Annotated in this window: 22 protein-coding genes; 4 read left to right on the top strand and 18 right to left on the bottom strand. The window is 44.8% G+C overall.

Going from position 1 to position 24,400, the window contains the following annotated elements:
- Position 1 precedes the first annotated feature (1 nt).
- The 18 genes from PG840_RS10205 to PG840_RS10120 form a co-directional block, all read right to left on the bottom strand.
- Entirely contained in the window at positions 2-865 is an 864-nt protein-coding gene (locus PG840_RS10205) for a 4Fe-4S binding protein (RefSeq protein WP_270613626.1), read from the bottom strand.
- 10 nt (positions 866-875) lie between these two features.
- Complete coding sequence (locus PG840_RS10200) at positions 876-1,310, bottom strand: FMN-binding protein (RefSeq protein WP_270613607.1); 435 nt, start codon at positions 1,308-1,310, stop codon at positions 876-878.
- A 2-nt stretch (positions 1,311-1,312) separates the two neighbouring features.
- A complete protein-coding gene (locus PG840_RS10195) occupies positions 1,313-3,082 on the bottom strand; it encodes an FMN-binding protein (protein WP_270613606.1) in 1,770 nt (589 codons plus the stop codon).
- Between the two features lie 28 nt (positions 3,083-3,110).
- Entirely contained in the window at positions 3,111-4,202 is a 1,092-nt protein-coding gene (locus tag PG840_RS10190) for an FAD:protein FMN transferase (protein ID WP_270613605.1), read from the bottom strand.
- 177 nt (positions 4,203-4,379) lie between these two features.
- Positions 4,380-4,913, bottom strand: a complete 534-nt coding sequence (locus tag PG840_RS10185; protein WP_270613604.1) for a GNAT family N-acetyltransferase — start codon at positions 4,911-4,913, stop codon at positions 4,380-4,382.
- Complete coding sequence (locus PG840_RS10180) at positions 4,914-6,065, bottom strand: double-cubane-cluster-containing anaerobic reductase (RefSeq protein ID WP_270205732.1); 1,152 nt, start codon at positions 6,063-6,065, stop codon at positions 4,914-4,916. It abuts the gene before it with no gap.
- A gap of 5 nt (positions 6,066-6,070) precedes the next feature.
- Positions 6,071-6,841 (bottom strand): acyl-CoA dehydratase activase, encoded by a 771-nt coding sequence (locus PG840_RS10175; RefSeq protein ID WP_117557240.1) that lies wholly within the window; start codon positions 6,839-6,841, stop codon positions 6,071-6,073.
- A gap of 260 nt (positions 6,842-7,101) precedes the next feature.
- Positions 7,102-7,836 (bottom strand): tRNA pseudouridine(38-40) synthase TruA, encoded by a 735-nt coding sequence (truA, locus tag PG840_RS10170; protein ID WP_270613603.1) that lies wholly within the window; start codon positions 7,834-7,836, stop codon positions 7,102-7,104.
- Between the two features lie 11 nt (positions 7,837-7,847).
- The gene (locus tag PG840_RS10165) at positions 7,848-8,672 is read right to left on the bottom strand and encodes an energy-coupling factor transporter transmembrane component T family protein (RefSeq protein ID WP_270613602.1); all 825 of its coding nucleotides are present in this window, start codon (positions 8,670-8,672) and stop codon (positions 7,848-7,850) included.
- The gene (locus PG840_RS10160; RefSeq protein ID WP_022220797.1) at positions 8,669-9,532 is read right to left on the bottom strand and encodes an energy-coupling factor transporter ATPase; all 864 of its coding nucleotides are present in this window, start codon (positions 9,530-9,532) and stop codon (positions 8,669-8,671) included. The genes PG840_RS10165 and PG840_RS10160 overlap by 4 nt, the downstream gene beginning before the upstream one ends.
- Positions 9,517-10,368 (bottom strand): energy-coupling factor transporter ATPase, encoded by an 852-nt coding sequence (locus PG840_RS10155; RefSeq protein ID WP_118217488.1) that lies wholly within the window; start codon positions 10,366-10,368, stop codon positions 9,517-9,519. The genes PG840_RS10160 and PG840_RS10155 overlap by 16 nt, the downstream gene beginning before the upstream one ends.
- A gap of 140 nt (positions 10,369-10,508) precedes the next feature.
- Positions 10,509-11,198, bottom strand: coding sequence for a GTP pyrophosphokinase (locus PG840_RS10150; RefSeq protein WP_022220798.1), 690 nt, complete (start codon positions 11,196-11,198; stop codon positions 10,509-10,511).
- Positions 11,199-11,287: 89 nt separating this feature from the next.
- Positions 11,288-12,931, bottom strand: coding sequence for a PucR family transcriptional regulator (locus PG840_RS10145; RefSeq protein ID WP_270613601.1), 1,644 nt, complete (start codon positions 12,929-12,931; stop codon positions 11,288-11,290).
- A 178-nt stretch (positions 12,932-13,109) separates the two neighbouring features.
- Positions 13,110-14,480, bottom strand: a complete 1,371-nt coding sequence (locus tag PG840_RS10140) for an amidohydrolase (RefSeq protein ID WP_195367946.1) — start codon at positions 14,478-14,480, stop codon at positions 13,110-13,112.
- 37 nt (positions 14,481-14,517) lie between these two features.
- Complete coding sequence (locus PG840_RS10135) at positions 14,518-15,216, bottom strand: hypothetical protein (RefSeq protein ID WP_270613600.1); 699 nt, start codon at positions 15,214-15,216, stop codon at positions 14,518-14,520.
- Positions 15,217-15,229: 13 nt separating this feature from the next.
- The gene (locus PG840_RS10130; protein ID WP_008373153.1) at positions 15,230-15,925 is read right to left on the bottom strand and encodes a DUF5058 family protein; all 696 of its coding nucleotides are present in this window, start codon (positions 15,923-15,925) and stop codon (positions 15,230-15,232) included.
- 204 nt (positions 15,926-16,129) lie between these two features.
- Positions 16,130-17,983 carry an ATP-dependent helicase gene (locus tag PG840_RS10125; protein ID WP_330674126.1) on the bottom strand — a complete coding sequence of 618 codons (1,854 nt, stop codon included), beginning with the start codon at positions 17,981-17,983 and terminating at the stop codon, positions 16,130-16,132.
- Entirely contained in the window at positions 17,904-20,612 is a 2,709-nt protein-coding gene (locus PG840_RS10120; protein ID WP_270613599.1) for a DEAD/DEAH box helicase, read from the bottom strand. Before PG840_RS10120 ends, PG840_RS10125 begins: the two co-directional genes overlap by 80 nt.
- Before the next feature lie 276 nt (positions 20,613-20,888).
- Here PG840_RS10120 and PG840_RS10115 point away from each other — a divergent pair, with 276 nt between their 5' ends.
- The 4 genes from PG840_RS10115 (at position 20,889) to PG840_RS10100 (ending at position 24,395) form a co-directional block, all read left to right on the top strand.
- Positions 20,889-21,827 (top strand): phosphate ABC transporter substrate-binding protein, encoded by a 939-nt coding sequence (locus tag PG840_RS10115; protein WP_118198728.1) that lies wholly within the window; start codon positions 20,889-20,891, stop codon positions 21,825-21,827.
- 136 nt (positions 21,828-21,963) lie between these two features.
- Positions 21,964-22,839, top strand: coding sequence for a phosphate ABC transporter permease subunit PstC (gene pstC / locus PG840_RS10110; RefSeq protein ID WP_118198729.1), 876 nt, complete (start codon positions 21,964-21,966; stop codon positions 22,837-22,839).
- On the top strand, positions 22,829-23,662 hold the full coding sequence (locus tag PG840_RS10105) for a PstA family ABC transporter permease (protein WP_215687135.1): 834 nt from the start codon (positions 22,829-22,831) through the stop codon (positions 23,660-23,662). Before pstC ends, PG840_RS10105 begins: the two co-directional genes overlap by 11 nt.
- 1 nt (position 23,663) lies before the next feature.
- Positions 23,664-24,395 carry a phosphate ABC transporter ATP-binding protein gene (locus PG840_RS10100; RefSeq protein WP_055247668.1) on the top strand — a complete coding sequence of 244 codons (732 nt, stop codon included), beginning with the start codon at positions 23,664-23,666 and terminating at the stop codon, positions 24,393-24,395.
- Positions 24,396-24,400 lie beyond the last annotated feature (5 nt).

The following is a 24,400-nucleotide window of genomic DNA, read 5'->3' as shown; positions in this document are numbered from 1 at the left end:
TCTATACACCCAGCCAGAGCAGAAGAATCAGTAAGATTACTGCCCGCAAAATCGTAAACCAAAATTCATTTCCGCAAATTCCTTTTACACTGGTATGAATATTTCCTTTCGGGCAGGTATCAATACATTTCTGACACTGGAAACAGTCACCTTCTACCCTCGGCGATCCATCTTCCGGAAGTCCGATGTTAGAAGGACATTTCTTCGTACATGCCTTACATCCTTTGATGCAGTTTTCCCGATCTCTGTGAAGAGCGAAAAACGGCAGGATCGGAAGCAGCGAAAAAACTGCTCCCATCGGACAAAAATTTCTGCAGAAAAAACGTTCTTCAAAGCACATTCCTGCAAGGATCAGAACCAGAAGGACGAGTCCCACCAGATATCCGCCAAGCTTAAAGTTGCCGGCATGGAGCATGGAAAATACATCCCATGGGCTGGTTCCTTTTGCCTTGCTGTATACGCCTGCAAAGCACAAGATTGAAATCAGTGCCAGTACAATATATTTCAGATAGCAGAGTTTTTCTGTCCACGCTTCTGCAATCTGAAACGGTTTCTTTTTCATTTTTTTACAGATCCACACATAGAGTGCATGCACGCCGTCTCCCATCGTACCGAACGCACAGGCAAATCCGCAGAAGAATCTTCCGAACAGGATCGTATAAATGCAGATCACAACCAGCACTGTCACGAAAGTGGTCATGGCAACCTTTCCCCCTGCACCGATCTGTGTAAATATGTATTTCACTCCGGCAAATGCCGCTGTATACACAGATGGGATAAACAGGAAATACAGTATCTGGATCAATGCTCTCAGCCATATATGTAATTTTTTTATATCTTTCGCCGTTAAATTATGAATATCCATCTTTTTCACGTTACTTTACCGCCTTTTCCAGAGCCTGTTCCGATGCATTTTTGATTCCGGTCGAGCTGAATGTCGCACCACTGATCGTATCTATATCTGCGCTCTGTGCATCGATGATCTCCGGAATAATATCCTTTGCCATGGAAAGGTATGCTCCGTCTTCTTTCTCTGCAGATATCACATTGATCTCTGCAATCTTGCTTTTCTCAATCTTTACTTCTACCTGGATCGTTCCGCCAAATCCATCAGCTTCCCCGGTATAGGTTCCGTCCTTGTAGTTTGTGGAACCTCCATTTTCGCTGTCTGATTGTCCGTTTCCGGCAACCTGTGCGGAAAGCCGGGCGATCTCATCTTCTTTCGCACGCGCATCCAGCACTGAATTGTATCCCAGCAGAACTCCCACGATTGCGAGCATACTTACCAGTCTTACCCAGAATTCTCTCATTGTTATTCAGCCTCCATATCTGTCGGTCTTTCTGCTTCTTCCAGTACTTTCTTGCATCCTTCCAGGATTGCATTGGAAGAGCAGGTTGCACGGGAAACAGTATCAATATCCTCCGGCATTCCTTTATCTATGATCTGGGATACCACACCTTTTATACTTGAAGTACCATTTACCGCTCTCTTAATATAGCTGTCATTACTGCTTGCGCCATCGCCTGTGATATCCGTAATTGACACAATTTTATCGTTGCGGATCTCCACCGACATTGTCAGCTCATACTCTTCAAAGCCTTCGTCTTCATCCGGCGTACACGGAACGGTCACTTCATAAGTTCCACTGACATATTTTGTATTTTCCTCGTCTTTTCCATCTTTTGATTCCAGCTGAGCAATTGCTGTTTTCAGCTTTTCTACTGCTTTATCCACAATAGTCTGTTTTGTTTCCTCAAGTGCTTCTTGTGCGTCCGCAAGTCTGGTCTGCAGAACTGCCCAACTTGTTTCTGTGTATTTATCTTCTTCCAACTTTTCTGCTCTCTCGATCAGCTCTTTCAGATCAGTCAGATCCGGCTTCTCATCAATGGATTCTCCATTTGTCACTTTCTCTGCCTGTTTCAGTGCATTCTTGATTGCATTTAACAGTCCTTTGGAACTGTAGGTTGCTCCTGACACCGTATCTACATCGTCTGTCTTCTGTGTCCTTATCACCTTTTTCACAACATCCATTGCACGGTTGAAGAACGCTTCGTCATCTGAGCTTTCTGTGATCAGGATTGCTTTGATCGTCTTTTCCTGGATCACGACCGCAACGGATACATCTCCACTGTAACCCTCTGCCGTTCCGTAATAGATTCCTTCCTTGTACGGAACGGTTCCGGTCACAGTAGAATTATTGTCGTCTGACGAACTATTGTTATTGCTGTTATTACTATTGTTATCCTGTGTGCCATCCGATGTCCCGTTTACCGCCGCCTGGCTCAGTGCATCCCGGACTGCCTGGATAATTCCGACAGAGCTATAGGTTGCCCCTGACACCGTATCCACATTAGTACTCTGTGTCGTAATAATAGAATCGATCAGAGAAGCTGCTTTGGAAATATAATCGCTTCCGTCACTGTTCTCCACAATCTGGATGGATGCGATCTTCCCTCCGCTGATTTCTACCATAACCTTCAGCGGACCGCCAAATCCGGTTCCCGAACCGTAATAAGTTCCGTCCTTATACGCTGCCGCATCTTCTACCTGTGCCACACTAGTTGAGCTTCCTGCCGCCGCCCCTGTCTGACCGGACTGCGCCTGTCCTGTCTCGCTGGTATCCTTTTCCCCGGTCAGCGCATTTTTTACCGCGCTGATGATTCCTCTGGAACTGAACGTTGCTCCCGATACAGTATCCACATCCAGCGTCTGTCCTTCGATGATCTTGTCGATCACCGCTTTCGCACGCGTGAAAAACGCCGCATCATCGGAAGAGCTCAGAATATCAATCGAAACGATCTGCTTGTCCTTGATCAGTACCGATACGGTGATGTCTCCTGCATACCCGGTTCCGGTTCCCTTATACACACCATCCTCCAAGTCAAATGTTCCTTTGTCTGCTGTTTTTTTTTCTTCTTTCTTCTCTTTTGTCTCTTCTTTTATCGGTGTTTCTTCCTGCGTCGCTGCATAGACCGGCGCTTCATATCCGCTTAAGGAGCCTGCCACGCACGCCGTAACCAGTGCAACTGAAAGAACGGGTGCAAACGGTTTTAATTTTTTACCGGTTTCTTTGATGTCCATCTCTCATTATCCTCTCATTTCACGCAAATTATTTCGTAATAACCTTCATGTCAAGATCCGTTGTAAAGCTGTCTTTCAGACCTTCTGTCACATAAATCGTTCCGTCATCTGTCTCAAGGATCGCCTCAAACTCATCACTGTGCGCCTTCCAGAACTCTGCCGCTTTTTCTTCTCCCATGATAAAAAGGGAGGTAGAAAGTCCGTCTGCAAGGGTTCCGTCCGAGCTTACGATCGTGACAGATACTAGTCCGTTCTCTGCCGGATATCCGGTCTTTGGATCAATAATGTGATGATAGGTCACACCATCCTGTTCAAAATAGCGTTCATATCCACCAGATGTGATCACCGCTTTATCCCGAATGGATAAAACTCCCAGATAATCCTCTGTGTCGTCCGGACTCTGTACCGCAACCCGCCAGTTGCTTCCGTCTGTCTTGGTTCCGAGTGCCTGTACATTTCCACCCAGATTTACCAGACCACTTGTAATCCCGTTTTCTTTGAAAATATCCATAATCCGCGAGGAAGTATAGCCTTTTGCAATTCCTCCAAGGTCGATTTTCATCTGGTCATCTTCAAAAGAGATTTCTCTTGTATCCTTATCGTATGAGATCTTCGCTGCATCCACATGCTTCAGAAGACCTGTCAGTTCGTCAGCTGACGGGACACGGAAATTCTGTGTCGGAAATCCCCACGCCTCCATAACCGGATAAATTGCGATATCAAATGCCCCATCCGTTTCCTTATTCAGTTCCAGTGCGCGCTTCACAAGATATCCGCCATCTTCTGAAAGTGCTGCACTTTTCTGTTCATTCAGTTTCGCAATCTCACTGTCTGCATTTCCCGTTGATAAAAGTGTATCTAATCTTTCAATCTCTGCTTCAGCGGCATCCACCGCATCCTGTGCTTTTTCTCCATATGCTGTCACTGTCATATAGGTATCCATTGCAAAAATGTCTTTTGATGCCTCATTATCCTGAGAGGTTCGTTCTGTACTTTCCTTCGAACTGGCTGTTCCTTCACTATTTTTACTCTTTGTTGTATTCTGACCACCTTGACCGCATCCACTCGCAAATACAGATGCGCACAGACAGACCACAATGATTTTATTTTTGAATTTCATTCTGTTTCCTCTTGTTTGTATTCTCTAACTTAGAATAGTTTATATTACCGCAAGTTAGTATGTCAACATTGAAGTTGTTAGTTAAGAAACTTTCTCATTTTACAATTCATACTTGTATTCAAAAAGAGCTTATGGAAAATGTGCCATTACATTTTCCATAAGCTCTTTCGTTTCTTTCTAAGATTCTAATGTTTTACTCATAACATATCTTCGTTTCCCGCCATACTTCTTTGTCTCGAGAACTGTCTTCATTCCAAGCTTTTCCATATTGCGAAAACTATATATATTATCCGGATGAACTGTTGCCATCAGATACCGCATCTGCTTATTTTTTACGATTTCTTCTGCCTGACAGAAAAGCTCATATTGCAGTCCGTATCCTTGATACCCCGGTTCCACAACAGCAATCTCCAGATGCGCAACCCGCTTCATTTCTTCCTTGGAAATCTTCAGATATTCTCCCAGGTTGTCCTCTGCCATTCCGGGAATACGGACAATCATGATCGCTACAGTCTGTCCATTCTTCTTTGCCAAGAGGGTAAATCCTTCCTCGCGGATATGCTTTGCAAGAAATTCTTCATTCTCTGCCTCAAACCATTCTTTCACGGGAACAATTTCTCCGGCAAGCTTTACCATACGACAAATTTCAGGAAGATCCTCCTCATTCGCCCTGCGGAACTGAAACTCATTTTTCTTTGTCATACTCTCCATTTACAGCATCTCAACAAATGCAGCAAGTCTGGTGTTCAGCTGTCCGATGTCTGCCTGAGAGTAATCGGTTTCCACACTGATATACGGAATTCCCTTTTCACCTGTCACAAACTTGCGGATCGTATTGGTCTCCACATTGTAAGTATGACATGCCTGAAGAATCATATCCACTACACCGTCTACCTGATATTCATCGATCAGTCTTCCAAGAAGCTCCAGACGATTCGGGTTCGGCGTCATAACAGAGCATCCAATGCTGAGGTATCTTCTTGCGATTGCATCGTAGATATCTTCTGCGTCCTCGTCTACCAGCTTGTCAATGGATTTTGCACCGCTGCAATTTTCAAAAGTTACAACAATACCACCATTGTCTTCTACTGCTCGGATCACTTTTTCAGTTGCTCCTCCGATTGGACATCCTGTGATCAGAATACGCGGTTTCTTCTCTTCCATCTTGCCTTCTGCATATTCTTTTTCAATCTTCGCAGTAAGAGCATCCACTTCGCCCGGGATCAGGGAACGGTCAAATTTGAAGGTGCTTCCGTACAGAACTTTGAACAGATCCTGTCCTTTGATCGGAGCCGGATCATGTTTCATCACTTCATAAAGTTTCTTTAAGGACTGGCGTGCCTGATTCTCTGTCTTTACAGCTTCACGGATCTGCTCTTCCGTGATCGTCACGCCAAATTTCTGTTCCAGATATTCCTTGAAACGGATGATCTCGCCTTTCCAGAGCTGAAGTCCCGGTTCTCTCTGGCTATTCGGAAGTTCCATGATAAATACATCTTTGAATTCTGACATATATTCATACATCTTCTTCTTTCCATCACAGGTTGTTTCCCCAACTACTACGTCTGAGAAATAGAAGAATGGACATTTGTCTGTCTTTGCAAATCCATAACTTGATTTGATCAGCGGACAGAGATTCTTCGGAAGATCCTTTTCTGCCTCCGGAATCGTCTCGTCCGAAGTCGAGCAAAGGCTTACACATCCTGCTCCCATCGCCATTGCAATCTCTTTCGGGAAATATGTACAGTAAGATCCCACAACCGGAACACCTTTTTCTTTCAGTTCCTTAACAGCCAGAAATGATTTCTGTCTCTGCTCCGCAAATTCTTCAAATACCTCTGGCAAATCTTTAATCAGTTCCATCTTCATTATCTCCTTTTGTCTTTCTTTTCTCTGGCAAGAAGTGCTGCCCCGTATGCCCCCGCAAAACGACCAAACTCTTCTGATTCCACTTTCTGATCCAGCTTGTCTGACAGGATTCCTGTGAAATAAATGCTGTGACTGAGTCCTCCGGTCAGGATCACTCTGTCTCCAAGTTCCTTTTTCTGCGCAAGCTGCACTACTTTATTGGCAACAGAATCTACAACTCCGGCCGCGATATCTTCACGCTTTTTTCCTTCTCCGATATAGTTGATCACCTCAGATTCGGCAAATACCGTACAAAGTGAGCTGATCGGAATAACTTCTCCTGCTGCCGCCATATCAAATAATTCATTGATCGTAACACCCAGGCGGTTCGCCATGATCTCCAGAAACTTTCCGGTTCCCGCCGAACATTTATCATTCATCTGGAAATCGGCTACCATTCCATTCTGTACAACGATCACCTTCGTATCCTGTCCTCCCACATCAATGATCGAACAGTCCCCCCCTGCAAGCTCACGCCCACCTCTGGCATGGCAGGTAATCTCTGTAATTACATGATCTGCAAAATCAACTGCGATTCTTCCATATCCTGTAGCAACTACCTTTGTATCATCTGAGGTAACATCTATCCCCATCTCAAGCAGCTTATTCTTGATCTTTTCGCACGTCTCTTTGCTGCTCCATCCTGTCGGCAGTACGAAATGTTCTTTCTTATCTCCTTCAACAACAACCTTGGATGCTGTTGATCCGATATCAATTCCTACATAATTCATATTTTTTCCCTTTTCTCTCTTTAATGACATGATGTTTCTATGCTGTTTTCCCAAAATGCCTCTGATTATTAGGATAACATTTTCACAATATTTCTTCAATAAAACTGCCTGTTTTACTTATTGTTTATCCAAATAGGTTAACTTCTCTATAGTTTTTTTCTATCGCAAAAATTCCTCCGATATGTAGTACCTTCTATTCGGAATTTCCTGTTAAAAAAATGAGCCTGCCTAAAAAGCAGACTCATGCACTATTCTTCATTCTAATAGCTGATTTCCATCAGGCAGAGTCCTTGCGGCGGTGCCGTGACCGCTTCCCTGGTTCTTTCTCCGCCTTCCAAAAGTTCCTTTACCTTTTCCGGTTCGTAAAATCCTCTTCCGACACGCACCAGTACTCCGGCTATGATGCGCACCATGTTATACAAAAATCCATTTCCCGTAATCCGGATCGTAATATGCTCTCCGCTTTGCAGAATCTGCAAATCCGTGATTGTCCGCACCGTTGTCTTTGCATTAGTACGGATACAGCAAAATGGTGCAAAATCGTGTTCTCCTACCAGATAAGCCGCTCCCCGCCTCATCTGCTCCATGTCCAGATCAAAACTTACAAAGTAATTATAAAGCCTCTCTGTCGGAATCGGCACTTTTGTATTGATGATGTGATATTCATAGGTTTTCAGAGTATCCTGATAACGCGGATGCCAGTTAAGATCCACCTCATCTGATTTTACAACTACAATATCTTTCGGAAGACGCTGATTCAGGGCATAAGAAAAACGTTCTGCCGGTATTCTGCTTTCCGTGTCAAACACAGCAATATTTCCTCTTGCATGAACCCCGGAATCCGTCCGGCTCGCCCCTATCACCTGAATCTCTTCTCCGGTGAGCTTACAGATTGCCTTATTCAGCACTTCCTCGATCGTAATTCCATTTGGCTGGATCTGCCAGCCACAATAATTTGTTCCATCATAAGCCACTGTTAATCTGATTCTTCTCATCTTATGACTCCTTAAAAGATCCACAGCTTGAATGGAACATATCTTCCAACAACAAATGCGATCACAACATACAGGATCGTAATCAGGTATGCCATGTGGTCAGCACTCTTATAAATCAGAGGTTTCATCTTGGTTCTGCCATTGCCGCCGCGATAACATCTTGCTTCCATTGCCATTGCAAGATCATTGGCACGGCGGAATGCGGATACAAAGAGCGGAACCAGGATCGGAATCATTGCCTTTGCCTTCTGGATCAGATTTCCACTTTCCATATCCGCACCTCTGGCAATCTGTGCCTTCATGATCTTATCCGTTTCCTCCAGAAGGATCGGAATAAAACGAAGTGCGATCGACATCATCATCGAAATCTCATGTACCGGTACATGGAGCTTATTCAATGGGCGAAGAAGCTTCTCCAGACCATCTGTCAGTGAATTCGGTGTAGTTGTCAGTGTCATAAGTGAGGATCCCATAATCAGATAGATCAGCCGGATCGCCATATAAACCGCTGTGCTTAAGCCGTACTCCGTGATCTTGATAAAGCCCACATGGACCAATGTCTTTCCGCCCGGTGTCAGAAATAAGTTGAAACATACTGTGATCAGAAGCAGAATGATAATTGGCTTCAGTCCTCTGACAATGAATTTGAACGGTACCTTCGCCAGCTTAATGCATCCAAACAGGAACACAGTCGCAAGTACATATCCCAAAATACTTTTAAATGTAAAAAGAGAAATCAGATACAGCAGTGTGCATACAATCTTCACACGCGGATCCAGCTTATGGATACGGCTGTCAGCCGGATAATATTGTCCAATCGTTATGTCTCGAATCATTTGGCTGCCCTCTCCTTCTTCAGTGCTTTCATAATGCCATCCGCTGCTTCTTCTATCGTGGTTGCATCTGTCGGAACATCCATTCCCTTTTCCTTCAGCGCATGCATGATGTACGTTACCTGTGGTGCCGCAAGTCCCACACTCTCCAGTTCTTTGTAGTGTGCAAACACTTTCTTTGGCACATCATTAAACATGACGCTGCCTTTATTCATCACAATAATACGATCCACATATTTTGCAATATCTTCCATACTGTGGGAAACTAGAATGACAGTCATGTCTGCTTTTTCGTGCAGATAGGCAATCTGATCCAGGATCTCATCTCTTCCCTTCGGATCCAGTCCTGCAGTCGGTTCATCCAGAACCAGTACCTTCGGACGCATTGCCAGTACACCTGCGATCGCTGCACGTCTTTTCTGCCCGCCTGACAGATCAAACGGGGAATGATCGAAATATTTTTCTTTGAGACCAACAAGCTGCAACGCCTCTCTTGCCCGCTTTTCACATTCTTCCGGTGAAAGTCCCTGATTCTTCGGTCCAAAACAGACATCCTGAAGTACATTGACCTCAAAAAGCTGATGCTCCGGATACTGAAAGACCAGCCCGACCTGATTTCGCAGCTCACGTAAGTTATAGTTTTCTCCGTAAATATTCTCTCCGTTGTAATAAAGTGCTCCGCTTGTCGCCTTGATCAGTCCGTTCAGGTGCTGGATCAGTGTCGATTTACCGGAGCCGGTGTGACCAATGATCCCGACAAATTCACCGTGTGGGATTTCCAGGGATACATCCTTCAGCGCATGCTTTTCATATGCAGTTCCTTCACTGTATACATAATTGATATGTTCTAATTTAATCGACATAATATCTCCACCAATTCTTCCTTCTTCAAAACTCCCGCCGGAATATCAAGTCCTCTTTTTCTCAGTTCATCAGCAAGGATCGTCACCTGCGGCACATCCAGTCTGTAGTGCTTTAAAGTATCCACCTGTGAAAAGATTTCTCTCGGTGTTCCCTGCATTACTACATGACCATGATCCATTACGAATACGTGGTCTGCATCTACAACCTCTTCCATATAATGGGTGATCAGAATCACTGTAATGTGTTCTCTTTTTCTCAGCTCCATCACACTTCGAAGTACTTCTTTTCTTCCATTCGGATCCAGCATCGCAGTTGGCTCATCCAGTACAATACACTTTGGACGCATTGCCATGACACCGGCGATCGCAACCCTCTGCTTTTGCCCCCCGGACAATTTATTCGGTGAATGGTGACGGTATTCAATCATCCCAACCGCTTTCAGGCTGTCTTCCACTCTCTGCCAGATCTCCTCTGTCGGCACGCCCAGGTTCTCCGGACCAAATCCCACGTCTTCCTCAACGACCGTTCCTATGATTTGATTATCCGGATTCTGGAATACCATTCCGGCGCTCTGACGTACATCCCACAGATGTTCTTCTTCCTTCGTGTCCATTCCGTCTACCCACATGGTTCCGTCAGACGGAACCAGCAGGGCATTCATATGCTTTGCAAGTGTAGACTTCCCAGAGCCATTATGCCCCAGGATCGCAATAAACTGTCCCGGCTCGATATCCAGCGATACCTCATCAATAGCGCGGCTTTTCCCTATAATATTACCTTCTTCGTCACGCTTTGCATATTCAAATACAAGTTTATCTGTCTTGATCATTTTCATGGTATTTCCTCATATCCATTCTGTAATTTATCTGTCCATACTGTACTAGATTATAACCTAACTGGAATGCCTATGCAATTGATTTCCTGATTGTATCAAAAAAAGAATGCGCCTTCGCACATTCTTTCCCTGTGTTTCTACTACATTTTTTCAATCTTATCCCTGAGTTTCAGCATTTTTGCATCCAGCTCAGAAATTTCATCTGCATAGGTTTTTAATTCCTTTGCAACCTCTTCATTCTCTGTCTTCTTATAAAATATCTGGTACTCAAGCACAGACCAGTAATCCATTGCCACCGTACGGAGTTGGATCTCCACCTTTTCCTTCAGTGGTCCTTTGGATGAATAAATTGGGACCTCCACGATCATGTGAAGACTCTTGTATCCGTTCTTTTTGGGATTCTTAATATAATCTTTCTCACGGATGATCTGTACATCTCCCTGCGCTTTCAGACGGTCTGCGACCTCGTACACTTCATCTTCAAATGGACAGACCACGCGGATTCCGATCAAATCCTTCAGTTCTGCTCTTGCCGTGTCAAAATCCGGCTCCAGGCCTTTCCGGATCAGTTTTGTATAAATACTCTCTGCCGTCTTCACTCTGCTGCTGATCTGGTTGATCACAACATGGCGTTTCTTGCGCGAAAGATCTGCATTTATCATATTCAACTTTGCTGTAAGAAGATCGATTGCAGCTCTGCATCTGAGCTGATACTTCTGATCCTGAAGCGAACGGTCTATCTCTGCAATCTCTTTTGCAGCCTCTGTCCGGATCAGCTTTTCAGGGCACTTATTTTTCTGCTTTATCTTTGCCTTCTGTTTCTTTGGCATAGGCATCTCCCTTTTTGTCTTTTTTTTCACACAATATATATTGTATCATCTTTTGCCCTGAAAATCATCAATTCTTGTTCAAGGAAACGTTAAATTTTTTCTTCCAGATTCAAAAAGCGCAGTAAAAGCTCTGCATTCATCCGTGCAATATTATCGCTCCAGTCAATCTGCAGAAGTTCGTTTACCTTGTCGATCCTCTTCCTGATCGTATTGATATGTACATATAATTTTTCAGCTGTTGCGCTGTAGTTCATATTATTTTCCAGATATACTTTTAAAGTCTTTAAAAGCTCGATATTCTTTTCATCTTTCAGGAGTACACTGTAAGCCGAGAGCATATGAGTAAGCTCTTCTTCCGGAATATCCAGCCATGCAAGTGCACCAAGCTGAGAATACTCCCATGCAAAAAGGCTTGGATAAATCATTTTCCCCATATTCAGTGCTTTCTGGCATTTCTCTATGCTCTGATGGATATGCCCAAGAGAAGCGGCATCCAGTGAATAACCAAATTCCAGTGCCGTCTCCGGACAGCTCTTCAGAACTCTTCTCCGGAATTCTTCCAGAAGTGCAAGGATATGACCTTTCTCCCAGTCTTCTTCTCTGTCTTCCAAAAAAAGAATTCCCACATTTTCTCCGATCATTGCGATTCTGGCATATTTGATCAGACTGCTTTTCCTGTAAGCCTCAAGGATCTCTTTTCTCCGGTTTGGAAGTTCTTCCTGATTGTCCGCGCGCCGGAACAATACATACCTGTATTTTGTACTCATGGAAATTCCCTGTACATTCGCCTGAAACATCATCTTCTGTGTATCATCTTCCGTTGCACTCAAAGCGTATAATACAAAGTTCTCAAATCCGATATTTCCCATGTTCTGTGCCGCTACGATCTGCTCATATAATCCCTGCAGCATCAGATAGGCAATCCGGATACTGTACTCATCATAATAATCCAGGAATTCCCGCGCTTCCATCACGGCAAAATACGCCTGTACACTTCCATTTACAGAAATCGGGACCCGTATCCAGCTGATTCTCGGTCCCTCCTGGTGACTCTGATTCACAAGACGGTATCTCACCATGTCCATGTAATCACAAAGCGTATGCCGGGTATACGGCATTGACGGCTCCCAGAAATCCTCTGTTTCAAGTCCGAATCCTTTCGCTATCTTCTGAAAATTCATCGAACTGTAATACGCCTCTTCTTCTACAAAATCATATAAAAATGCCGGGAAACCCATCTCAGCCTCCATCGCCTGCAGGATCCGCTTGATCTTCTGCTCTTTATATGAAAAATTCGACATTTGAAATGTCATATGACTGGTATTGATCCGCAGCCTGCGTATGGTCCGGTTCAGCACAGCAGTATTAATCTGGCTCATCACTTCCATCCATGGTGCTGAAAATGGCATGGAGATAAGGGGCACCTCATACTGTTCAAAAAGCTCCAGTATCTCCTCCGGTATCTTCTCCAGATATCGTTCTCTTTTGATCATCATTCCCGCTGATTTCTGGACACTTCCCTCCCGGAACGCTTTTTCAATACAATCCGGTTCCTTTGCAATAACGTACCCTGATGAAAGTACCAGTTCCTTCCCTTTTGTCCAGTGGAATGCATCCGGTGCCTCCATAACTGTGATCCCCTGGATCTCACGGTGCAGTCCCTTTGCCCCCGCCAGAACGTAAAAATCCTTAAAATATTCCTGCGATAATAATTCCTGTATTGCGATACCCATTTCTGTCTCCTGCCTGACTGCACTTATCCCCCTCACACAGTCTGTTTTTCTCCTATTTTCTCAGTGTAACATCCATGAAAATTCTTGTCAAATCCAGTCACACACTTACTTTTTTTCCTCATAAAAATCCCGGAAACCTCACGGCTCCGGGATCTTTTTTCTTTACTTTTTCTTGTTTTTATTCACCGTCATACATCGGTGCATATGGTTCTCTGTCCTGCGCATCGAATTCGTCCTGAATTTCTTTTCGCAGTTCCGGCTGTGTATACAGGTCATATGCTGTTGCTGCAATGACTTTTGCTGCGTAAAATGCACCTTTCTGTCCGATCGTGCTTCCGGCAGATGCACAGCTCTGCCAGGTATGCGGTGCAACACCAACCGGCCAGCAAACTGCAGTAAAGAGGTTCATCGGCATCATCTGGCTCACATCTCCACTGTCCGAAGAAGCAGTAAGCGGTGCTTTTTCCCAGGCATTTCTGGAAACAACACCATCTGCTAATGCCTTTTCTTTTGCTTCATACATTCTCTGATCTCTATCTTTGATAGCCGGATCAACGGTAGCCTGCAACTGTCTTGCAAATTCCATTTCCTCTTCCGTATAAGTTGGTGTTCCGACCTCCTGCAGATTCTTCCATGTCAGATCTGCAAATGATTTTTCGCTGACCATATCGCAGCAGCCATATTCAATTTTGGTCTCAACCTCCGTCTCTGTCATCATTGCAGCACCTTTTGCCACAAGTGTCAGTCTGCGGAGAATGTCTTTTACATCGCTGATGTGCGGAGCCCTTGTAAAATACCATGCACTTGCTTTATCCGGCACGATATTCGGTGAAAATCCGCCACTGTCTGTAGTATAGTGGATTCTTGCCTTGTCAACTACATGCTCTCTTAAATAGTTGGCGCCTACACTCATAAGTTCCACTGCGTCAAGCGCACTCCGCCCTCTTTCCGGTGCAAATGCTGCATGTGAAGTTTTTCCTTTGAAATAAAACTTCGCAGATGCACTCGCCAGATATCCTTCATCATAAATCATGTTTGCAGACATCGGGTGCCAGCTCAGTGCCATATCGCATCCGTCAAACATATGATAATATGCCATTTTTACTTTTCCACTTAGCAATTCTTCTTCCGGGCATCCATAGAATCTTAAGGTTCCCGGAATTCCTTCCTGCTCAAGAAACCGTTTGATCATGATCGCTCCTGTCACAGCCCCTGCGCCCAGAAGGTTATGTCCACATCCATGTCCTGCTGCTCCCGGTGTTACCGGCTCTTTCGTGATCTGGCATTTCTGTGAAAGTCCCGGAAGCGCATCATATTCTCCAAGAACAGCGATCACCGGTTTGCCACTTCCATATTCTGCATAAAACGCATGTGGAAGATGTTCTTCATTTACAATCACAAATCCTTCATGATGAAGAAGCTCACGGATCATATCCGCTGACTTCTGCTCATTCCCGCCACTCTCAGGATTATTCCATAAATTAGTGCAGATGTCCACGCAGGTAGACCTAAGTTCCTCCATCTGCCCAAGCATCTCTTTTTTCGTCATATCTACCTCTCCTTTTCCATCCAATTATACACTATTCTTACTTTCCGGCTTCTTTTTTCTTTCCATAAGTTGCAAGTGTTACACCGATTGCTGCAAATACACTTGCAAGAGTTGTCAGATAGTTTGCTGCTCCCGGAAGCCAGTTGAAAAGACCTGCGTTAATTGCAATACCAATGAGAATTGCAAATGCAAGCATACCACCTGCAAATTTGATTCTTTTCAGTCCAAACTGCATAAGCAGGGCACCAAACAGTGCCGGAAGCAGATAATTCAATGCCTCTATCACACTTGCCGGCATTGCTGAAAGTACAGAGCTTCCGAGGATAACTCCGATCGTCAGCACAGATACGTTGATGACGATGGATGTCGCCATACCGATTACTGAAACGATCGAACCTTTTTCTGTTCCTGGTTCAACGTCAGCTGCGACCTGAGCCATACCGGCACAAGGAACTCGCATATTGGAAATATTTCCTGACAAAAATGCCATGTATGTACCTACCGGACCAAGTACGGTAAAGTAAGAAATCGGTTCTACAACCCAGAGAAATCCGAATGCACTTGCTGCAGAAATAAATGCGGTGGCAAGTGCAGCAGGTTTTGGAAGAAGTCCGTACACAACTGCCAGTACAAGTGCCGGCAGGAAAGATAATACAGCTCCAAGCAATCCGGTAAGTTTACCAATCTTATGCATCTGCGGCATATATTCGCCTTCATAAAAACCTTTTTTTTCCATGTTCGCTCCTCCTTTAAATCACGGCTGTGATGATCATTGCTGCCAGAATTGAAATCGTAAGATTCCATTCTTTCAGCCACTTGATATTCTTTTTTTCTGAAATGGTTAAAAGTATTGCCATAAATACAGCTCCAAGTACGCAGGCAACTGAGTTTTTATTCAGCTTGATCAGATGAGAAGATGACATTGAACTAAATGCACCAATGATAGCCGCACTTGAAATTGCCATCAGTTTTGCCGGATCTCCACCTGAAATTTTGTGCTGTACCTTGTCCATACGGCTTGCAGAAATAGTTGCAAAGATGATCCATCCGATCGATCCAAGGATCATGGTCCATACTGCCATATCAAGTGCCAGTGGTGTCAGTGTATCTGCTCCAAGCTGTACACCAACTGATGCAGTACCAAAACCTGCTGCGATAGATTCAAACATAACGGAACCGATCAGGGAAAGTCTCATCCACGCCATCGGTCCTCCAACAGTGATCAGAAGGGAAAGCATTCCACTTAAGATTACAATAGATGGTCCAATGGAAGTGATCGCGCTGCTCTTGATTGCGTTCTTCATCTGTTTTTCTGTAAGTCCGATCTTCTTTCCTGCCGAATAAGATTTTTTTGCAAAGATCAGGGCCTGTGCGATAACGAGTATTACCGGGATTCCACAGGCGATCCACATCGGTATACTGTTGGCGATTTTCATAGCATCCATATTGCTACCTCCTTAGAAATAAATAAAATATTCATAAAATTTATTGAAATTATAATAAAATTATCGCGATAATTCTATGAATAAATATTCACTTTTCTTTTAAAAGGCATATAGAGGTGAAAAAAAATTCATTTCCATATGCCCTTTCATGAAAAAATATTTTATTGATAAATTCTTTCAGCAAACAATTTGTATTGCCATTTTCTATAAGCCTTTCAAAACTTCCACTTCGCCAAATGCTTTCAGAAATTGTTTTTTCCCATATCCCGGAAATTCCAGTTCGATCATCATCTCGTCCTCAGAAATAATCTCCCCTTCCCCGTACTTCGGATGTCTGCCTTTTCGCTCTGGCTTCCGTGTTTCTTTCTGTTCTTCTTCCTCCTGCTTTTTCTCCCTGATCAGCTCCCGCGTCTCTTTCCGCAGTTTCTGCAGATTCGCTTTCCGCGACTCACTTCCCGGCTTTTCTTCCCAGTCGAGCAGCTCCTCCGGCAGCATCCGCAGATAATTGCTTGGTGTCTCATATGTCCCCGGGATCGTCGGATTTGTATAATAGGAAAGTTCCAGATTCTTCCTTGCACGGGTCAGTCCTACGAAGAACAGACGGCGCTCCTCTTCTTCCTGTTCTATGCTTTTGCAGCGAAGCGGGATCAGTCCCTGATTCATTCCAATGATGAATACATAGTCAAATTCCAGACCTTTTGAGGCATGCAGTGTCATAAGATGAACTGCGTCTTCTTCCTCCGTCTGTCGTTCTGTATCTGCCGCTTTTTCCATCATATGTTCGCCTGAAACCGCATTCAGCTTCCCTTCTGCAACATACTCCCGGATCATATGAGGTCTTTCCGGAACCGGATCCTCATCCTCTTTCTGTTTTGCCGGAAGAACATAAGGAAGTTCTGCTCTTTCAAATACTTTTTCCAGAATCTCTGCCTGCTTCTGCACCCGGTAGAAAACCGCAATCTCCCGGTAAGGAAGTCCCTGCTCATGAAGCTCACGGATCCGCTCTGTCAGATACTCTGCCTCGATAAATGGATCATAATGATTCCTTACCAGAATCTTCTCCCCTCTTTCGCCACTTCCCTCAATCTTTCCTCCAAACTGAAGAAAACGGTTCGCCGCTTCCAGGATCACTTCATCGGACCGGTAGTTAACCGGCAGAGTCAGTTCTTTTGCGCCAAATCTGTGCTTGATCAGGAAGAACATATTCGGTCCGGTTCCTCTCCAGCTGTAGATCACCTGATTCGGATCCCCCACCGCAAAAAAGTGAGTCCGTGTGCCTTTTAACGCCTCCAGAAATTCCAGCTGTTTTTCGTCACTGTCCTGTACCTCATCGACAATGATCCACTTAAGATCCAGCACCTCTTCCTGCTCTTTTGCCACCTGCGTTCCTTCTTCCAGAAGATCTGCAAAAGACATTTTATTCTGCTGTCTTTTTGCCTTCTCAAGAAGCGGAAAGATCTGAAACAGATCATCTTTGTATTTTCCCTGTGTTCTTCCTTTCCGATATGCCGCGTAATCCTCTTCCATCCGCTTTTTCAGACGGTTCTGGTATTTGATCTTATAACCGCCTTCTTTTGCGATGGCAAGCACCATTTCCATTTCATCTTTCGGTGTGATAACGGTAAATTCCCGGTTCCATTCTTCCAATTTTGTTCCGTCTTCTGCTTTTTCCGGAAGAAATCTTCGCAGAATCCTTAAGGCAACACTGTGAAAGGTTCCAAATCCCCACAGTTCTTCTTCCGTAAGCTCTGCTTCTTTTCTGGATAGACGTTCTGCGATCTCATCTGCCGCCTTGTTGGTAAAGGTAAGCACTACCATTTTCTCATACGAAACCTGCTTTTTCTCATGCAGATGCCGCACTTTCTCGATCAGCACTGTTGTCTTTCCGCTCCCTACATTTGCATTTACCAGACATGCCGGGCTTTCATCCAGCACCGCCTCCTGCTGGTAAGGATTTAAAGTTTTTATTTCTTCTATATTATTCATTTCCAAGCTGTTCATCATATCGCCTTTGCAAACGGTCTCTCTTCTTCTGTCGTTCTTTTTTCTCCTGCTCATCCATTTTCGCTTCATACCGTACCCGGATCTGCATATCCGCCGGACAGATCACATGATACCGCAAGGTATTGGTCAGACTTTGGAGGTTATCCTGCTCCATCAGCCATTTTGCATAAAATTCATTTTCCATCGTCAGGATCAGCTTGTGTCCTTCTGTACTGACTTTTTTAATGGTCTTCAGGAACTGCCCGCCTGCCTCGCCATTTTTGACCACGGCATAACAGACCTTCTCCCACTCATCCGGCAGATTGAAGAAAGAAAATTCTTTCCGGATCACAGGCTGTGGCTCTTTGATATTTTTCTTCAGATAAACCGGCGGTTCGCTCTCTTCCAGAAGATTATCAAGTCCCCACAGAACCGTCTTCTTATCCAGATTGTAGTCACCTACGCATGCCGGACAGCCATCCTCACACGGACAGCCGCTGACCATTTTAATCGCACTTTCCAGAATTTCCGGAATCAGATCATAGATCTTCTCCGAATAACCAAGTCCGCCCTCATATTTGTCATAAATGAAGAGGGACACCTTTTCCTCCCGGAACTCATCCGGAATGGTCGCATTGTTGGACATGGTCACATCGATATCATCCCGTTCCGTCATCGTCACCATCATTACCGCATTCTTGATCGCATACTGCATTCCATCAAAATGATTGTTCAGCACCAGCTCTCCCATCCGATTTGGCAAAAGAAGACTCCGGTAGACTCTGACAACATTCTCCGGCATCGTAAGCCAGGTGCTTTCCGTTCCATAATCCTTCTGAAGCGGCTGTGTCAGCGTCACATAGCCCAGATTCTGATGGTTATGGAACTGCAGTTTCTTGTACATAGCAATGATTTCGTTTACATTGATATCTCCAAAACAGATTTCCGTCCTCTGATACGCATCCTCCTGAAATACATGCAGGATACGCGTCTCTTCCTGTCCTGCCGGTACCGTATAATAATCCCCTGTAAACGGAATGGCGTAAGCTGTCCGGCTGACCAGATCCATCTTCGTGATCTCATAGGATGCACCATCATGCATATATACAGCACCCGGATGGATCTCATGGTATGCCTGGGATTCGTCCATCTCCGTGATCTCATGTCCGTCCTCTTGCGCGAGCAGCTTGAACCTGGTCTTGTCCATATTACGCAGGCTGTAATCCCCTGCCGGAAATGCAGGTCCCGCCCAGGCAAATCTTCCGGCGAGGCTTTTTACTTCTCCGGCGCTTAAAAGCACCGGGATCATTTCTCCAAGATCCGGAAAAAGCGCAATATCATCCAGTGAAAGTGGCATCTCAGCAGCCGCTGCGCGCAGATGTGCAAGCTCGATCAGAAGATTGTCCGGATCCACGATCGCATTTTCACTTTCTCTTGAGAACAGCCATTCCGGATCGATGGCAATGTACTGGTCAAACGGTTCATTTTCCAGGATCAGATAATTTACACAGGCACTGCCACTTCGTCCGGCACGTCCACTCTGTTGCCAGAAGGACGCCCTTGTCCCCGGATAACCGACGATCACAGTTGCATCCAGCTTTCCGATGTCGATCCCAAGCTCCAGTGCATTCGTCGATACCAGCCCGGTCAGTTCTCCCTCCGTCATCTTCCGCTCAATCTCTTTTCGCTCCAGCGGGGTATAACCGCCACGGTATCCTGCGATCAGATCTGCCGGATTCTTGCCGCCCACCCGCGCCATTCCAAGAAATCCGGCAGCATCTAATTTATCCTTTGCTTCTTTTAGAATAACTTCTACATTTCTTCTGGATCGTCCAAAGGTGATAAAATGATGATCCTCTTCCACCAGCTCCGGTATCAGTCCGGCTGCCACGGTTGACGCCGCAATCCTTCCATATACTTTGTCATTATTCCCCTTGATCTCCGGCGGCTGGATAATACAGTATTCCTTCTCCGGTGCCGGCGATCCATCCCGGTCAATCAGCGTAAATCCGCTTCCACAGATTTTTTCGGCAAGCTCTACCGGATTGGCGATCGTCGCGGAGCTGCACAGAAAATGCGGATTCGAATGGTAATACCGGCAAATCCGGTGCATTCTCCGGAAAATATTTGCCAGATGTGCTCCGAAAGCACCGCGGTAAGAATGAAGCTCATCGATCACTACATATCGTAAATTTGCAAAAATCGCGTCAAACCCGTAATTGCTGTGATTCGGAAGGAATGCCGAGTTCAGCATCTCCGGATTGGTCAGGATAATATTTGCACTCTTGCGGATCCTTGTCCGCTCGGCAGGTTTGGTATCTCCATCGTACACGCCTGCTGAAACTCTTCCCTCTCCGAAAAATTTCAAAATCGACTGCATCGCGCGGTACTGGTCACTTGCCAGTGCCTTGGTCGGGTAAATAAAAATCGCACGTGTCAGCGGGTCTTCCAGAATTTCCTGCAATACCGGGAGCAAAAAGGCAAGCGTCTTTCCACTTGCCGTCGAAGTCGTAATAACCACATTTTCTCCGGCTCTGACCTTCTCAAACATCTCAACCTGATGTGCATAGAGTCTGGAAATATGGTTGCTTTCCAGATATCCCCGGATTTCTTCCCGGAACTCCTCCGGGTAGTCCCGATACAACGGCTCCCTTTTCTTCATTTTTCTTGTATAAATGATCAGCTTTTTAATTTCTTCCGTCATGAATTCCTCCATAATTTAAAAAATGTGCACCTATAGCACGCAATACCTTTTATTTCACAGGAAGTTCCCGTAGAATAAAAACCAAACACATATTCGTATGTACAGTATAGCATGGCTTTCCCATTCCTTCCATAGATATTTAGTATATAGATATATTCTATATCATTCATGTAAATTATCTATAAAAAATGTTGTCAATGCAACATACATTTTATTGAAAGAATGTTAAATTTATATTTTGGATATGTAAATTTTATTCAGGGAGGAATACATACAATGAAAAAGAGATTTTTATCAATCGCTCTTACACTTGCTATGGTATCATCTATGGCAGTAGGATGCGGAAGCAGCAAGTCAGATTCTGCTGACAGCAAAAAAGAAGAGGGTGCAAAGACAGAAGCTTCTGCCGATACAGAAAGTAACCAGATCTTATTTAACGGATCTTCTACTTTAGCACCGGTTATCACTTCTATGGCTACTACTTTCTTTGATACTTATGGAACATGGGATGCATATGATTCATCTCTTCCAAAAGAAGATATCGCAATCTACGTTTCAGCAGGCGGATCCGGACAGGGAACCAAAGCCGTTATCGATGGAACTGCAACATTTGGTATGGTTGCAAGAAGCGTAAAGGATGAAGAAAAAGAAGCAATCAAAGATGAAAAAGAATACCAGGTTGGTATCGATGCTCTGACGATCGCAGTAAACCCGGCTAATCCGGTAAATGATGTTCTTGATAACCTTACAACAGAACAGATCGTAGGACTTTTCTCCGGCGAATATGCTACATGGAAAGATCTTGACTCATCTCTTCCTGACGAAGAAGTTGTTGTTATTACACGTGATATCAACGGTGGAGCTCACGAAGTATTCCAGAAGAATATCATGGGTGACACAGAAGTAAAAGCGGATGCGATCCAGGCTTCTTCTATGGGTGAACTTGTTCAGGATATCATTGATAACCAGTACGCAATCGGATATGCTTCATTTGGTGTTGCTAACCAGAATGAAGGAAAAGTAACTCCACTGAAAGTAAACGGTGTTGCTGCAACAAAAGAAAACATTCTTGATGGATCTTACATCATCCAGAGACCACTTCTTCTTGTAGGTTCTGGTGATCCGACAGATGTACAGCAGGCTTTCCTTGATTACGTTCTTGGTGATGAAGGACAGAAAACTGTAGAAAATATGGGATTCATTCCTATGAAATAATCTTCCGATATTGAAGGGGTGTGCAAAGACACACCCCTTTTTCTTGCTATATGTCGCTGGTTAATCCCAGGGATCAATTTTGATTTGTATCCGGACAGCGCTGTCTGTCCTGCATCATACCTAGAAAGGATTTACTATGTTTAAGAAACTTTCAGATAAATTCAGCAAAGGAATCATTTATCTGGCTGCCTTTCTCGTAACGGCACTGATGGCAGTCATGATGATCCATATTGTGAAGGAAAGTATTCCTGCCATTTCACAGCTTGGAATCAAAATGTTCCTGCCTACCACTGAATGGCGCCCTGTCAGTCAGAAACCGCAGTACGGACTTTTACCTGCGATTGCCGGTACCCTTTATGTCTCAGCGATCGCAGTTGTCCTCGCACTCATCTTCGGCGTTGCCTGTGCCTGCTTTCTGGACTATTACCTTCCGAAAAAGGTGGCATCCATATTCCTTGCGTTCATCGATCTGGTTGCAGGAATCCCGTCCGTCATCTTCGGATTTATCGGACTTACGGTTCTTGTAAAAGCCTTTGCCACCCACCTCCATATGGCAGCCGGTCAATGTATCCTGGCAGCCGGGATCGTACTGGGGATCATGCTTTTACCATTCGTTATTTCCACCTGTCATGAATCTTTACAGACTGCACGAAAGACTTACGAGTTCAGTGCGATCACACTTGGATTCTCCAGAGAATTTACCCTGCTGCATTTTATTCTTCCGGCAATCCGGCCGGGAATCATTGCAGGTGCAATGATGGCATTCGGCCGCGCACTTGGCGAGACAATGGCCGTCATGATGGTAATCGGTAATTCCCCGATTTATCCCAAACTCCTTGGACGTGGTCAGACACTTCCAGCCCTCACCGCACTGGAAATGGGAAGTATTGAATACGGAAGCCTTCACCTCTCCGTACTTTACGTTGCAAATGCTGTGCTGCTTGTGATTCTTTTCATCGTACTCGGTATCAGCTATCTTCTGAAAAGGAGGCTTGCCACCCATGAAAACTAAACTGCAGAAATTTTTCACACGCCTGATTCTCAGTATACTCGGACTTTGCGTGATCGTTGTTACACTCTTCCTTTTCCTTTATGTCTTCTGGAAAGGGAAAAAAGTATTTAGCCTGTCCTTCCTTCTGGACAAGCCTGCCGGTGTTCCACTTGGAACTGCAGGCGGTATCTATCCTGCACTGATGGGTTCCATTTACCTTGGCGCACTTTCTGCACTGATCGGCGGTATCCTTGGTATCGGCGCTGCCATTTATCTTGTATTTTACAGCACCGGAAAACGATTTTCCGTCCTTGTAAATATGGCGATCACCGGGCTTTCCGGAATCCCTTCGATCCTGTTCGGGCTGGTTGGATATACGCTTCTGATCTACCGTTTTGGACTTAACCGCAGCCTTCTGTGTTCGGCACTGTGTGTTGCAGCAATGATCATTCCTTTTGTTGCAATTCGAGCAGAAAAGATTCTGGAAGAGAAGGGGCGTGAATATATGAAGAACTCCCTAAGTCTCGGACTTTCCCGTGAGTATGCCCTCCGGAAACTGATCCTTCCGGTCTGCTCTGTAGAGCTTCTCGGAACCGTTGCGCTTGGAATGGCATACGGCATGGGTGCCGTTGCACCGATTTTATACACCGGAGCTGTCATGCAGGCAGATGTTCCGCATTCTCTCTCCGATCCGTTCATGTCACTTCCATATCACCTGTATATCCTTGTGAACAACGGATTTTCTCTGGATTATGCTTATGGAACCGCATTTGTACTGATGCTCTTCCTACTCATCATCCAGTTAATATGTAAATTTATCACCTATCTACGAAAGGACAACTGATATGCTGAATATAGAAAATCTAAAATGTGGATTTGGAAAACACGAAATCCTTCACGGAATCAGCCTGACGATCCCGAAAGGACAGATTACAGCCATCGTTGGTCAGTCCGGCTGCGGAAAAACAACTTTTCTGAAAACCCTGAACCGGATGGTAGAAGAAGAAGGCGGCTATCTCTCAGGAACAATTACTTTAGAAGGAACCGATATCAAATCTCTTCCGAAAGAAAAACTCAGAAGGCGTGTTGGCATGGTTTTCCAACAGCCGATCGCTTTCCCGCACAGTATCGAAAAGAATCTGTCTTATGTACTGAAATACCACGGTGTCCGTAATAAGAAAGAGATTGCTGAGAAAATTACAGAGTCTCTGCAGAAAGCAAAACTCTACGATGAGGTCAAAGATCAACTGAAAAAATCCGCCCTCAAATTATCCGGCGGTCAGAAGCAGCGTCTTGCTATCGCACGAAGCCTCTGTGCCGGTCCGGAGATCCTGCTCCTTGACGAGCCGTGCTCCGCACTGGATATGAAGAATACAATTGCAATCGAAGAAACGCTTTTGGAGTTGAAAGACCAGTATACTTTCGTCATCGTCACACATAATCTGGCTCAGGCAAAGCGAATTGCCGATCAGGTGATCTTCATGGATCATGGAGAAGTACTGGAAGTGACGGAAAAAGAGAAATTCTTTGAAAATCCGGCATCGGAACCGGCGAAAGAACAGATACAGTATATGTAATAAAA

Source organism: Coprococcus sp. AM97-35, assembly GCF_027697525.1.
Lineage (GTDB): Bacteria > Bacillota > Clostridia > Lachnospirales > Lachnospiraceae > Allocoprococcus > Allocoprococcus comes.
Note: the sequence above shows the minus strand (reverse complement) of the source record. Positions and strands in the feature narration are given on the sequence as shown.